Source organism: Paenibacillus sp. IHBB 3054, from assembly GCF_051594305.1.
Taxonomy (GTDB): Bacteria; Bacillota; Bacilli; order Paenibacillales; family Paenibacillaceae; genus Paenibacillus_AQ.
Map to the genome: position 1 here is coordinate 253,184 of NZ_JBOFBG010000006.1, position 12,867 is coordinate 266,050.

The following is a 12,867-nucleotide window of genomic DNA, read 5'->3' on the forward strand; positions in this document are numbered from 1 at the left end:
GTTTTTGTGAAAATAGCGGCGCTGAGGTCCGTTTTGCCCCCAATAAGACTGATTTTGCCGAAATAGGAGCGCTGGAGTCCGGCAGCTTCCACATGCCGGCTCATCTAAACCGGCAATCTAAAAAAGGACCCTCCGGCACCGCCCATTAGGCGTCCGGAAGATCCCAGCATGTTGAAGCTAATCTTAGCTTTTGTAATCATTAATTATAAAGTATTTACGTTGTTATATGATGTTATTAGATTGCAGCTTTCTGAGTTTTCAGATCCACAGGGCCATCGGCAGCCGGGGGATTCTTTTTCCGCATATAGTCGGAATAGTATGCGGTAATGATCGGAACGAGAATAGAGGTGACAATGACGGAAGCCGCAACAAGTGCAGTGGCTGATTCTGCAGCCGGCAGGAGTTCAGGCTTCATATTTGCCACAAGCATAGGATTGGCTACAGCTGCTCCGGCGGTGCTGGAGGCCGCAAGTCCGGCAGTGCCGTTGCCGCCGCCGATAAACTTATCGGCCAGAATCAGCGGAATCCCTGTAATAATGATGACTACGATACCCAGCAGAATGCCGAGCAGTCCGGTATCTACGATGACGCCGAGGTCGATGGAGCTGCCCAGTGCGAAACCGAAGAATGGAATAAGTGTTTGTGTCGCTTTGCCAAAGTAGGTACGGAGATCATGATCCAGGTTGCCCAGTACAAAACCGATCAGGAAAGGAAGCACAGCACCCACAAAGACATGCGGTTCAAACACAGCTACCCCGGTGCTGCCCAAGATAAGCATCGTTACCAGCGGGCCGGATTCCAGTGACATCAGCACGAATGCGCCGGATTCTTCTTTGGTGCCATATTGCTGCATAATGGAAGCGTACAATCCGCCGTTAGTCATATCCATCGCGGAGATAATAGCCAGCACCGACAATCCGGCGAAGAAGCCGTTTTGAATGCCGCCCTCCGGCAGGAACTGGATCGCAATCAGGGCTATTACCCAGGCCACGGCAATTTTGGTCAGTACCAATGTGCCGGATTTCCGCAGCACACTTCCTGTAGCGCGTACATCTATAGCCGCCCCCATACAGAAGAACCAAACCGCCAGAATCGGTACAGTCCCCGTCATCAGCCCCTTGGTGAAGCCGCCAAAATATTCGCCCGCATTCGGGAATGCGGTGTGAATAATCGCCCCGAGGAACAACGGCACCAGCATCATACCGCCGGGAATTTTGTCCAGCGCTTTTTTAATTTTCATATCTTATCAGACCTTTCATGTCGTATTCTTAATTCTTGCATAAATTGATGATTTTACCTGAAGAAGGCGCAGCAAATCAGCCCCAAGACCTTACCTGTCCACTAAAGGTAAATCATCAGTGGGCAGCAGATTCTGAGAAAATTTGCCTGACGGCGCTTTCATGTCACTTACGGCTTAGCCCTAGCTGCGGAATCATCCCGGAGAATAAATCGTCGCTTTCCTTCAATTGCTTGGAGAACGCTTTGCCGTCCTTGACCAGCAGCCCTAATCCGTTGATTTTCATATACTCGCGGAAGTCCCTGTCCTCTGTCCCTTTGATAAAGGCCCCGGCCAGCAGCTCGGCAATAGCGTCCGGCGTATCCTTCGGTACAGCAAGTCCCCTCCATGTACCTGTGAAATTGACATGTATCCCCGTCTCTTCCTCCAGCGTGGGTACGCCAGGCATTGCCTCCGATCGCTTATCGGCGTTGACCGCCAGCGTCCGCAGCTTCCCTTCATCCACATACTTTTTCACTTCGGCAGGGCTTACAGGCACTGCATCGACAAAACCGTCCATCAAGGCGGAGACGGCAGGGCCTCCCCCTTCAAAAGGAATATGTGCAAACTTCACACCGGTTTCCCGCTCCAATGTTACGGCAGCCAAATGCCAAATACTCCCCGTTCCTGCGTTCCCCATTTTCAATTCACCTGGATGCGCTTTCGCAAAGTCGAGAAACTCATTTACGGTTTGCCACGGCGCTTCGGCTCTTACGGTTATGGCGGAAGGATCAAAATTCGTTTGGGCGATCGGTTTGAACTTCTCATAGGTAATCGGAAGCAGTCCCAGATGCGGCAGGATGGTGAGCTCGGCAGGAAGAAATGTGACCGTATACCCATCGCCCTTGGCATTGGCACCCTCCATGAGTCCGACGGAACCTCCGCCGCCTGTCCGGTTGAGCACGATAATCGGCTGGCCCAGTACCTTCTCTGTTGCTTTGGCTAAAGCTCTTGCTGTGGTATCCGTCCCTCCGCCCGCTGCATAAGGCACGATTAAGGTAATCGGTTTCACCGGAAAATCACCGCTTACATTCTCCCGGCTGTTATCGCTGGTTATCATGCGGTTTCCGGCCCATACCATCGTCAAAACCGCCAGGACGGATGCCGTCCAAATGCCTATTTTTGTTGTCCGTTTCAAGACCATCCCTCTTCCTTAATAATGACAATTGAGCCGCAGGCCACAATGGATCTACTGCCATGCGTGCGCCGCTTCACCCCCCAAATTTCTTCAATCACAGTCTCATTCACGAATCTGTGAAAGTTTTCTCAAATAGAACTTTAACGTAAACGGGGGGTTGCCATCAATAGTATAATCTTATTCTGAATCGTCAGAAACGCCGGAATGGCGCGGTTTTGGCCGATCTGCATACTCATTGGGATATTTGCTGCTCTCACGGAACTTGCCCGGTGTAACCGATTTGATCTTCCGGAAAGCACGGATGAAGCTGTTCTCATTCTGGTATCCGACCCGAAGAGCAATTTCGGCAATCTTCAGGCTGCTGCCTTGCAGCAGTTCACAGGCTTTATCTATTCTCAGGTTGGTCAAATAATCATATAGTGTCGTACCCGTCTCTTCCTTGAAGATGGTGCTTACGGAGGAAACGCCCATTTTGACATGGGCAGCGATATCCTGCAGTCCGATGTTATCCTGCAAATGAGACTCCATGTACCGGATCAGTTCCTGTACCATCAGATATTCTTTGGACTGTCTGTGCACTTCAAGCACACCTGACATATGAATAACAATACTACAGAGCATCTCCTCAATATCGGACAAATCCATCGTCATCACCTGATGCCACGTATAATCCGCCAGCTCGGCAGGCAGCGGATGACCCCCGGAAGTCGCCATATTTAGAATTTCTCCTATTAAATCGTCTACAACACGAACAACTTTTTGCGGCTGCACGGCTTTCTTGCGGGTATCAGCCGACCACTTGCGGACCCATTGCAGGGCAGTCGCAGCATCGAAAGACTTCAGCGCATGCAGCACCTCCAGCCTCCAGGCATCATCTGCCGCTGCTCCGCCTTCCTCATATTTACTCTCCTTCGCCGAAAACTCACGGACATGGCCGTAGCCTTCGTATAGACGATAAGATAAAGCCAGCTCGGACTCCGAGTAGGACCGGGCTGCCTGTGAAATCGCGGAGACCGGTTCGCCAATGCCTATGGATACCGATATTTTTAAGACGTCGGACAGGATGGCAATCAGCTTCCCGGCATCCTCGCGCAGCTGGATGCTGTTATCTTCTTTGGGCTGCAGCAATACCACAAGGCTGTCCTTCCGGGGAGTGGCCGTAACCGTCTGCCAGGCAGGCTCGAAGAACTCAACTACAATGTTGTTCATCGCATATTTAAGCAGCAGCTGATCCTCTTCCACATATGCGGAGGTCCACTTAGAATGGCGGTCTACAGAGATCGTCAGAATTACGAAGGGCCCTTCCTTCCAGCCTTCAAAGTAGTGCTCCCATTTCGTCAACGTCTCCTGCGTCCCGATGCTCCGGGTAATCAGATCGCTAACAAATTTGGACCTTAGCTCCGGCAGGCTCCATTCGGCCACCAGCGACTTGCTCTGAAAATCACCGACCAATTTGCCGATGACTGGCTCCAAATCATAAAGATTTCCATGACCGGCCAGCTTCTGGTCGGGCATCAGGAGTTTATTGATCCGCTTCAGCGGACGGAATGCGGCAAAACTGTAATAATAAATCGCGGAGCAGCCAACAGCGATTGAAATCAGCGAGAGCATCAGCATCATATTGCGCGCCGTCTTCACATTCTTCAGCAGCTGCTCCATCGGAACAAGGGAAACCAGCCGCCAGCCGGTGACATTCGAGAACGTCTGGTTCGCCATATAGGCCTTTCCTTGAAGCTTCACATGGGCAAACGGACTTACATCAATGTCCGACAGCACATCATTCATGTCCGCCAGAGGGAAAGGCAGATTGAGCTTGGGGTAAATCAGCTCTCCCTCCAGGTTATATACAAATTGATAGCTGGATAAATGGGTATACATCTTGGAGAACAGCATGTCATAGTCCAGATCGATCAATACCGCGCCTGTGACGGCCCCGTTCCGGACAATCGGCCGGGCCAGCGAAAGCAGCTCCGTGCCGAGCAGCCGGGCATCCGTGCCGGTATATACTCTTCTTTTAATCAGCAGCGGCTTCTGTTTCATTTCATCAATCCATGAGTTCCAGGCATGCTCCGGTGCTTCTTCCCAGAGAGCTCTATACCCGTAACTGCTGGAGACGACGGAATGATCCCCGAACTTGATTACACTGATGGCATGGACATCCGGCTCCGTAGCGAGCGTCTTCAGGAAATTCTGCGGCTCTGCAGCCGCCAGCGCATTATCCGCCGGATCGGCATCCATATATTTAAGGACGGCCGGGTGAAAGGCCAGATCGACCGCTTTATTATCAGATTCCCGGAATGCCCGGTTAGTCACATCCATGTTAATTTGCAGCAGCTCTACATTTGGCGTGTTCAGCTCAGTATCCAGCGCATTCCTGTACTCTCTATAGGAGAAAAGGCCAATTAGAGTAATTAATAGAGATACACTGAATGTCAGCATAAGAATCAGCCGGGTCTGCTTATTGTTCAGCAAGTATTTTAATTTAAATCGCAGCATGGGTGCAGCTTCATCCTTCCGCAGTTCGCTTAGTTCAGACCTTAGAGTAGCATGTTCGCCTATACGGCAATATGGAGCATGTCATATTCTTTAAGATTTTAGGGAGTTAAGGATAAGATCGTCACAAATGTTATAATGAGAAAATGAGTCAAGACCAATTTGCTACAGGAGACCAATTGCGATGCAGCGAAATTTCTACATGGCCGATCAGGAATGGGACAAGCTTATTTCAGACGTAGCCTATCAATTCAGTGACATCACCCTCAAGCGGGGATTTCAGTATTATAAGCAGGACCGTGTCCATGCGTTCAAAATGATCTCAGTCGGGAGCATTCTGGCGCTCGTGGAAGGCGGGGAAGACTACAGCGTAACTATTGATCTGGATACCCTGTCCGCCAGCCGTTGCAGCTGCCCGGTACAGCATTCCTGCAAGCATATGGCTGCTGTATTAATGAAGTATGCCGAGCAGCAGGGCCGGCTGGTGCATATGCTGGCCAATGCCAAGACGACAAGTCAATGGATCCGCAATCCGGTGGTCAAGGAGACTCCCGTTGCCGGTGGCTCCGCCCGCCGCAAGGATCAGCTGGAGGAGCTGGCTGCCCTGGTTCCATCCGGAAATGTGGAGCAGTGGCGTGAATACTTAGCGCTGCTCACCGCACCGCTGGCGCCTACCGTGCGGAATTCCCAATACACCGACAGGGCGCTGGCAGCCATCTCCGAGGCCACTCCCGCGCTCCCTCCGGCCTCCGGGCTGTTATATAAGCTTCATGCCCATCTCTTTGTGCTGGAAAGCTTACTAAAACCGGCAGGCCCTCACGTCCCGGGAGCAGGTGCTTCTCTAGGTTATTATACCTCTGTTGCTGTCTCCGAGCTGCAAAAAGCGGTAACAGATCTCATGAAAAACAGCCTGCCGCTCGCCGCAGAGCCGGAAGCCTGGCCCCGGGTCAGCGAAACGCTGGCCTATCTGCGGCGGGAGATGCTGAATGAGCCGCGCGACCGTTCACGGGAACAGCCCTATTACTCCCTCTGCTACGATCTGATCTGGAGAGGCTGGATTGCACCGAATGCAAGCGGCCCGGCTATGTACCTAGAAGAGCTGGAAGCGCTCCGCCAGACCGGCGAGGAAGCCGGCATATCACTCTCGCGCCACTCGCAGCAACTGGCGGAGAGCCGGATGTATTTCTATCTGAACGATGACAAAGGCGCCTGGGAGCTGCTTGGCAAAGCTTCCGAACGCCCGGGTCTCTACCCGGACGAGCTGATGAGCTTTCTGGCTCCCCTGGCGGAGGCCGGACATTGGTCCCGCCTTGCTCTGTGGCTGGCCGAAATCGGCCCTCTGCTGACCAGCCGCCTATATAACCTGAAGAACTATGCCGGATACTGGGAGGAAGCCGTCCGCCGCCTGCCGGAGACCGAACCCCGGATGTGGGATACGCTGATCGACATGCTGCCGCTGTCCCGGGAGATTTATGAAGAAATGCTGCTGGACCGCGGGCGCTGGCAGGAATGGATGGATTACCAGCTCTCCTCCGGCAAGGAACCCGCCGATTTCCGTGTCAGCGACCTCCAGCCGATCGAGAAGAACGCACCGGAGCTGCTGCTCCCGTTCTATCATCAGGCGGCAGAACGGTTCGTGCTGGAGAAGAACCGGCACGGCTACAAAGCGGCTGTAAAACTGTTAAAGCGCTTGTCCAAGCTCTATAAAAAGCTGAAACGCGAGGAGCGGTGGGGACAATTTCTGGATTCCTTCACCTTCCGGTACAGCAGGCTGCGCGCATTGCAGGAAGAGCTGCGGAAAGGAAAGCTGATCCCATGAGCAAATATATGCGAAATATTACTGTCCAGCTTGCCTTAACCCAATATGGCGATGCGCTGATCTACGGGGTGGATGACAGGGATGATTATGTGCCCGGTGTTCAGCTTAAGCAGAAGCTGTTCTCCTGGCATGAGGAGTCTTTTTATGGAACGGAGTTAACGCTCCAGAACGCCGATGGGGTTGACCTTGTGGTTCTGCCTGCCGAGCAGGTCATCCCCTTCTTTGCGGAGCGCAGGCTGCTGCGGCATGTCGGCTGGAGCTGGCAGGGCGACGCCGAACTGCTGACCGGGCTGGCGCCCGCCATCGCCGGGCTGCTGGCGGAGAAGAAGTATGCGCCAAGCCTGTCCGCCTATCGCGAAGGCAAGCTGCAGTGGGACTGGGATGACAAGGCGCTGGAGCTGGCTGCGGAAGGCAACGAGAGCGCACAGTCTGCCTTGCGCGGACTTGCCGGGCGCCGGAACCTTGCGGACGGACTGCGTGCCGCCTTCTCGGCGGCGGTGTTCCAGCAGTATTACGGCACCGAGGCCGAAGCCGCAGACCTGCGCAGCGAATATCCGCTGCTGTTCAGCAGCAGCGCGGGCGCGGCAACTGCCGGCATGGACGACGACAGCTGGCTGATGTCCATCGGCTGGAAGGCGGACACGGCGCCGTTCCGGCCGGCCCTGCAATTGCTGGAGCCGGACGACGAGAAGTCGTACTGGCGGCTCCAGCTGCTCCTGCAGGACAAGCGCGATGAATCCGCGCTTGTGCCGCTGCGGCTCACCGGGGACGGCGAGCCGCATGGCCTGTGGCCGGCAGCGTGGACGCCCCACGTCCACGAGCGCGCGTCCGGGTGGCTGTCGCGCCTGCGCGAAAGCCTGGCCGGGGAGCACATCGGCCATGGGGACGATGTGCTTGGTGAACCGCTCAGCGACGGGGACGCCTGGCGGTTCCTGACCGTGGACAGCCGGCTGCTGCTGGAAGCCGGCTGGCAGGTGCTCCTTCCGGCGTGGTGGGAAGCCGCCAGCCGGAAGAAACCCCGCCTGCGCGCCAAGATCAGCTCCGGCGAGGGCAGCGGCGGCCAGTCGCTGTTCGGGCTAAATGCGCTGGTCGATTTCGACTGGCGCATCTCCATCGGCGACGCCGAACTCTCCGAGGCGGAGTTCGCCGATCTGGTCGCACGCGGCGAGCGGCTCGTGCAGTTCAGGGGCAAGTGGATTCCGCTTGACCCCGCTCTGCTGGCCCAGATCCAGCGGGCCATGGCCGGGATGGACAAGTCCCAGGGCTTGTCCTTTCAGGATGTGCTCCAGCTGCACCTGCTGGGCGGCGGCGAAGAGCAGGACAACGAGGCGGCCGAGGCGGAGAAGGCGGAAGAAAATGCCGCCCGCTTCCGGCTGGAGGTCGAGCTGAACGAGCATCTGGTCCGGCTGATCGGCCAGCTCGGCCACCGCTCGGATTGGCCAAAGCCCGAGGTGCCGGCTGGCCTGCATGCCGAGCTGAGAAGCTACCAGCATGAAGGGTATGCCTGGCTTGTATTTCTGCGCCGCTTCGGACTCGGCGCCTGCCTGGCCGATGATATGGGCCTCGGCAAAACCGTGCAGCTGATCTCCTACCTGCTCCACTTGAAGGAACAGCAGGGAGAAGCCGGCCCATCAGCAATGGGGCCCGGGCGGCAGACCGACCCGCCGGACTGGCCGTCGCTGATTATCTGTCCGACCTCAGTGCTCGGCAACTGGCAGAAAGAGCTCCAGCGGTTCGCTCCGTCCCTGAACATCATGCTCCACTACGGAAGCAGGCGCCTCGATGCCGGTTACTTCTACGGCGCCGCTTCCCAGGCCGACGTGGTCCTCACCTCCTACGCCACGGCCGCGCTCGACCAGGAACTGCTGAAGCAGTTCACTTGGGCTACGGTTTGCCTGGATGAGGCACAGAATATTAAGAACGCCGGAACCAAGCAATCTGTGGCGGTGCGCAGCTTTCCTGCCCTGCACCGGATCGCCCTGACCGGAACACCAATCGAGAACAAACTGTCCGAGCTCTGGTCGATTTACGATTTCATCACACCCGGCTATCTCGGCAGTCCAAAAGCATTCCAGGACCGGTTCGCAAATGCGATTGAGAAGGAACGCAATGCGGAGCGCACGGCGGATCTGCAGAAGCTTGTAAAGCCGTTCATGCTGCGCCGCAAGAAGAAAGACCCGGCCATTCAGCTGGATCTGCCCGACAAAAACGAGATGAAAACCTATGTTCATCTCACGGCAGAGCAGGCCGCCCTCTATGACCAGAACGTAACCGGGCTGCTGGAACGGATGAAGCAGCTGGAGGGCATTGAGCGCAAAGGGGCGATTCTTGCTGCGCTGACCAGCCTCAAGCAGCTTTGCGACCATCCGATGCTGCTGACGAAGGAGGCGCTGCCTGATCCAGATGGCGAGGGCCAACTGGATACCACGTCCCTGATTGAGCGTTCCTCGAAGCTCGAACGGCTGCTGGCGATGGTGCGGGAGCTGCGTGAAGAGAACGAACGCTGCCTGATCTTCACCCAATATGTCGGCATGGGCAAAATGCTGCAGGCCGTGCTTCGGCAGGAGCTGCAGGAGCCGGTCCTTTACTTGAACGGCAGCACGTCCAAAACGGCACGCGACCGGATGATCGAACAATTCCAGACGCCGCCGCAGGAAGACGGGGATCTGCTGGCGGCAGGCCAGCTGCAGTCCGATCAGCCAAACGTCTTTATTCTTTCCCTCAAGGCGGGGGGCGTCGGCCTCAATCTGACGGCGGCCAATCATGTGTTCCACTTTGACCGCTGGTGGAATCCGGCTGTGGAGAACCAGGCCACCGACCGCGCCTACCGCATGGGCCAGACCAAAGATGTACAGGTGCATAAATTCATTTCACTCGGCACACTGGAGGAGCGTATTGATGAGATGCTGGAGAGCAAGCAGCAGCTCAGCGACGATGTGATCTCCGGCTCCGAGGGCTGGATTACTGAGCTGTCTACAGATGCCCTGAAAGATCTGTTCACGCTGCGGCAGGAGTGGGTTGGCTGACCCTGCCCTTTCCTTTTCCTTCAAGCTCTTGAAGCAGCAGGCATCACCTATAACGTGCAAAAAAAGAACATCTGCTGCATGCTGCATGCGCCGGTGTTCTTTTTGTATGCCCGGATTATGGAGTAAGATTGCTGTTCCGCGCAGCTAACCCTACCATTGCTCCGCCATTCTAAAGGTGGCTGCCAGATTATCCTCCCCGGCGAGCGAGCTGACCACAAGCGTTACCGGTTCCTCCTGAAGGTCATATACAAGCTGCTGATTCAGAAGATTGACCACCACATCCTGATAAGCACCGGAAATCCCGGAGCCCAGGCCCTGCGTGATGACTCTGCCGCCCGTAACCGTCGAACAGGTATAATTCACTTGCAGCGCCGTGTCATTCACGGAAATAGCGGTAGTCGGTGTCGGAAAATTAACAAAGCTGCCGTTAACGGTACCGCCGGCCACGATTTTGTAGCGGATGGGCGTTGACGCCAGAATTTCCACACCGTCAGGCCGGATCTCGGCGGCTACCCCCTCCGGAATCGTCAGCGCCCCATTTCTGCGGAAGCTGATTGCGGCGAAATCAGTATTGGTTACGGCGATGTTATCGCGAAACTCCGACGTAATCCGGCTGACCGCAAGCTGCGTCAGGCTGACCGGAAACCACTTCCCTCCACTATCCACAAGAAAAATCTGAACACCCAGCTTTTCCTGAGAATAAAGTACATTAAATTGAAAAAAGTTTTCGGTGATATTGTAGGTTTTGCTCACCACTTCCCTGTAGTTCACCTCGAACAATTCCTGGGCAAAGAGGGTTGCCGGACTTACATCATTGTTGAGGCCCGTTATATAGACCACTGCTTTGGCTGTTCCGCTATTTACAATTTTTATAACAGCCTGGCTGATCGGTCCTAAAACGCCGGTAGGATTCCTGGTGATTGTATTTGTAGTTAGAACTGCCATGGCTCATCCCTCCTTCCTATTAAGACAATTAGTATATTATATGCAGACAAGGTAGGAAGTTTCTGGTTGAATGGCAAGTGGCCAAAAAGCCGCGAATTCCAGAAGGTGCTTGCAAAGGATCAGGATTGCCATAAAATAACTGATGTGCTAAAATGAACACAACTTTTAGGAACGGAGGGTTGCAAATGAATGTGATAGATTATATCCGGATTCGTACTTTACGCGGCTAATCAGCTTTTAATAGCGCTAAAGCTCTGCCTTGTGCAGAGGACTCAGGATAGGTCTATCCATTTTTAAAGGCAACCCACAGCTTAACCAGCGGACCGGGAACGCTCCGCCGCATTCGCCTTTAGAAATTCGCACAGCCATAGACAAGGAATTACCGCATGCACCAGCGGTGGAATAGGCAGCTATTCCCCTTTGCCGATGCCGGTTCTTTCCCTTTACCTTCTATGGTTATGCCCAGCTGGAAGAATCATTGCATCCTTTAGGGATGCTCTCCCAGTCCTATTCTGTTTCCTCTACGATATTAAGCACAGGCCGCTGATTGCCTGTGTTTTTTTATGCTTTCGAAGCCAGGTTTCCACGAAGTCTATTCAGTGGGGTTATGCTCACAAAACTTTCAGGAGGTTGATAAATATATGGAATCCACACCACAACACGCAGTAATCGTCGGGGTTCAACTGCAGAATGAAACTAATTTCGCCTACGCCATGGAGGAGCTGCGCAATTTGGCCGCCGCCTGCAACATCAAAGTGATCGGGGAACTCAGCCAGAAAGCCAGCCGGATCAACCCTTCCCACTATATCGGTACAGGAAAGATTCAGGAATTGTCCCTTATGCTGGAGAATGAAGATACCCTTGTTATCTTCAATGATGAATTAACCCCTTCGCAGATCCGCAATCTGGAATCGTCGCTGGATCGCCAGGTGATTGACCGCACGATTCTAATTCTAAATATCTTCGCCGAACGGGCCAAAACCAAGGAGGCTCAGCTGCAGGTTGAAGTTGCCCAGCTGCAGTATATGCTTCCCCGTCTGACCGGAATGCGCGAGTCCCTCGGCCGACAGGGCGGCGGGGCGGGCCTGAAGAACCGGGGGGCCGGTGAAACCAAGCTGGAGCTGGATCGCAGAAGAATTGAAGAACGTATCTCGGCACTGCAGACGGAGCTGCAGACCCAGGTATCCAGGCGCCAGATTCAGCGGAAGCAGCGCCACAAGAATGAAGTCCCGGTGATTTGTCTTGTCGGTTACACCAACACCGGCAAATCCAGCCTGATGAATGTCATAGTAGAGACGTATCATCCGGGTTCAGGCAAGCAGGTATTTGCCAAAGATATGCTGTTCGCCACACTGGAGACTTCGGTCCGCAGCATTAAGCTGCCCGACCAGAAAACGTTCCTGCTGACGGATACCGTAGGTTTCGTCAGCCAGCTGCCCCATCATCTGGTCAAGGCGTTCCGCTCCACACTGGAGGAAGTGACTGAGGCCGACCTGCTGATTCATGTCGTCGATATTTCCGATCCGCAGCATGAGCAGCATATGGCGGTAACTGCCGAGACCCTGAGGGCGCTGGGCGCAGACGGTATTCCAACGATCTATGCCTACAATAAGGCGGATTTGACGGACCAGCCCTATCCTGTTGTCCAAGAGAATTCTGTTATTCTTTCGGCTAAGCAGAACAGCGGAATCGCCGAGCTTACCGGGCTGATCCGGGGGCATGTCTTCAATGACTATATCCAGTGTGAAATTCTGGTTCCGTTCGATCGCGGCAGCGTCGTCTCGTACTTCAACGAGCATGCGCATATTCAGAAGATCAGCTATGAAGAGCAAGGCACAAAACTTCAGCTGGAGTGCAGAGCGGCCGACTATGAAAGATTCCGCGGAGATTTCATCGAGCTCCCGCAATAAGGTGCACACAGAATAGGAGCTTGCCTCAGGTCCGGTGACCAGGGGCAAGCTCCTTTGCTGTTTAACAAAATGCAGCTATGGAGGAGACCATTCTATATTATGTTTTCGGAGTCCCTGATCAAATTTCACCTTGTAATGTGTAAAACGTTGCCACCTCGCTATCTCGCTACCTTGCCACCTTGCAGCTCATGGATTCATTAGCGGGATTTACTGCCGCTATATAGAGATTACTCCGACAATCGAACACCTAACGGAAATTG

General features: G+C 54.4%; 7 protein-coding genes. 3 read left to right on the forward strand and 4 right to left on the reverse strand.

Going from position 1 to position 12,867, the window contains the following annotated elements:
* Positions 1-235: 235 nt before the first annotated feature.
* The 3 genes from kdgT to ACQ76X_RS10365 all read right to left on the reverse strand — a co-directional run bounded on the left by kdgT (position 236) and on the right by ACQ76X_RS10365 (position 4,910).
* Positions 236-1,240, reverse strand: a complete 1,005-nt coding sequence (gene kdgT, locus ACQ76X_RS10355; protein ID WP_076113900.1) for a 2-keto-3-deoxygluconate transporter — start codon at positions 1,238-1,240, stop codon at positions 236-238.
* Positions 1,241-1,403: 163 nt separating this feature from the next.
* Complete coding sequence (locus ACQ76X_RS10360; RefSeq protein WP_438493542.1) at positions 1,404-2,336, reverse strand: tripartite tricarboxylate transporter substrate binding protein; 933 nt, start codon at positions 2,334-2,336, stop codon at positions 1,404-1,406.
* A gap of 255 nt (positions 2,337-2,591) precedes the next feature.
* Positions 2,592-4,910: a helix-turn-helix domain-containing protein gene (locus ACQ76X_RS10365; protein ID WP_438493514.1), complete on the reverse strand. Its 2,319-nt coding sequence runs from the start codon at positions 4,908-4,910 to the stop codon at positions 2,592-2,594.
* Between the two features lie 181 nt (positions 4,911-5,091).
* On the opposite strand from ACQ76X_RS10365, the gene ACQ76X_RS10370 reads away from it, so the two are divergent.
* Positions 5,092-6,726 (forward strand): SWIM zinc finger family protein, encoded by a 1,635-nt coding sequence (locus ACQ76X_RS10370; protein WP_438493516.1) that lies wholly within the window; start codon positions 5,092-5,094, stop codon positions 6,724-6,726.
* A complete protein-coding gene (locus tag ACQ76X_RS10375) occupies positions 6,723-9,752 on the forward strand; it encodes a DEAD/DEAH box helicase (RefSeq protein ID WP_438493517.1) in 3,030 nt (1,009 codons plus the stop codon). The genes ACQ76X_RS10370 and ACQ76X_RS10375 overlap by 4 nt, the downstream gene beginning before the upstream one ends.
* 150 nt (positions 9,753-9,902) lie before the next feature.
* Here the strand turns inward: ACQ76X_RS10375 and ACQ76X_RS10380 are convergent, their stop codons facing one another.
* Positions 9,903-10,697 carry a hypothetical protein gene (locus ACQ76X_RS10380; RefSeq protein WP_438493519.1) on the reverse strand — a complete coding sequence of 265 codons (795 nt, stop codon included), beginning with the start codon at positions 10,695-10,697 and terminating at the stop codon, positions 9,903-9,905.
* Between the two features lie 641 nt (positions 10,698-11,338).
* Here ACQ76X_RS10380 and hflX point away from each other — a divergent pair.
* Entirely contained in the window at positions 11,339-12,607 is a 1,269-nt protein-coding gene (gene hflX, locus ACQ76X_RS10385) for a GTPase HflX (protein ID WP_438493521.1), read from the forward strand.
* Positions 12,608-12,867: the final 260 nt, after the last annotated feature.

Excerpts from the sequence above, each read along its gene's own strand:
- ACQ76X_RS10370 (WP_438493516.1), top strand. The coding sequence starts at position 5,092 with ATGCAGCGAAATTTCTACATGGCCGATCAGGAATGGGACAAGCTTATT.
- ACQ76X_RS10380 (WP_438493519.1), bottom strand. The coding sequence starts at position 10,697 with ATGGCAGTTCTAACTACAAATACAATCACCAGGAATCCTACCGGCGTT.
- kdgT (WP_076113900.1), bottom strand. The coding sequence starts at position 1,240 with ATGAAAATTAAAAAAGCGCTGGACAAAATTCCCGGCGGTATGATGCTG.
- hflX (WP_438493521.1), top strand. The coding sequence starts at position 11,339 with ATGGAATCCACACCACAACACGCAGTAATCGTCGGGGTTCAACTGCAG.
- ACQ76X_RS10375 (WP_438493517.1), top strand. The coding sequence starts at position 6,723 with ATGAGCAAATATATGCGAAATATTACTGTCCAGCTTGCCTTAACCCAA.
- ACQ76X_RS10360 (WP_438493542.1), bottom strand. The coding sequence starts at position 2,336 with ATGATAACCAGCGATAACAGCCGGGAGAATGTAAGCGGTGATTTTCCG.
- ACQ76X_RS10365 (WP_438493514.1), bottom strand. The coding sequence starts at position 4,910 with ATGCTGCGATTTAAATTAAAATACTTGCTGAACAATAAGCAGACCCGG.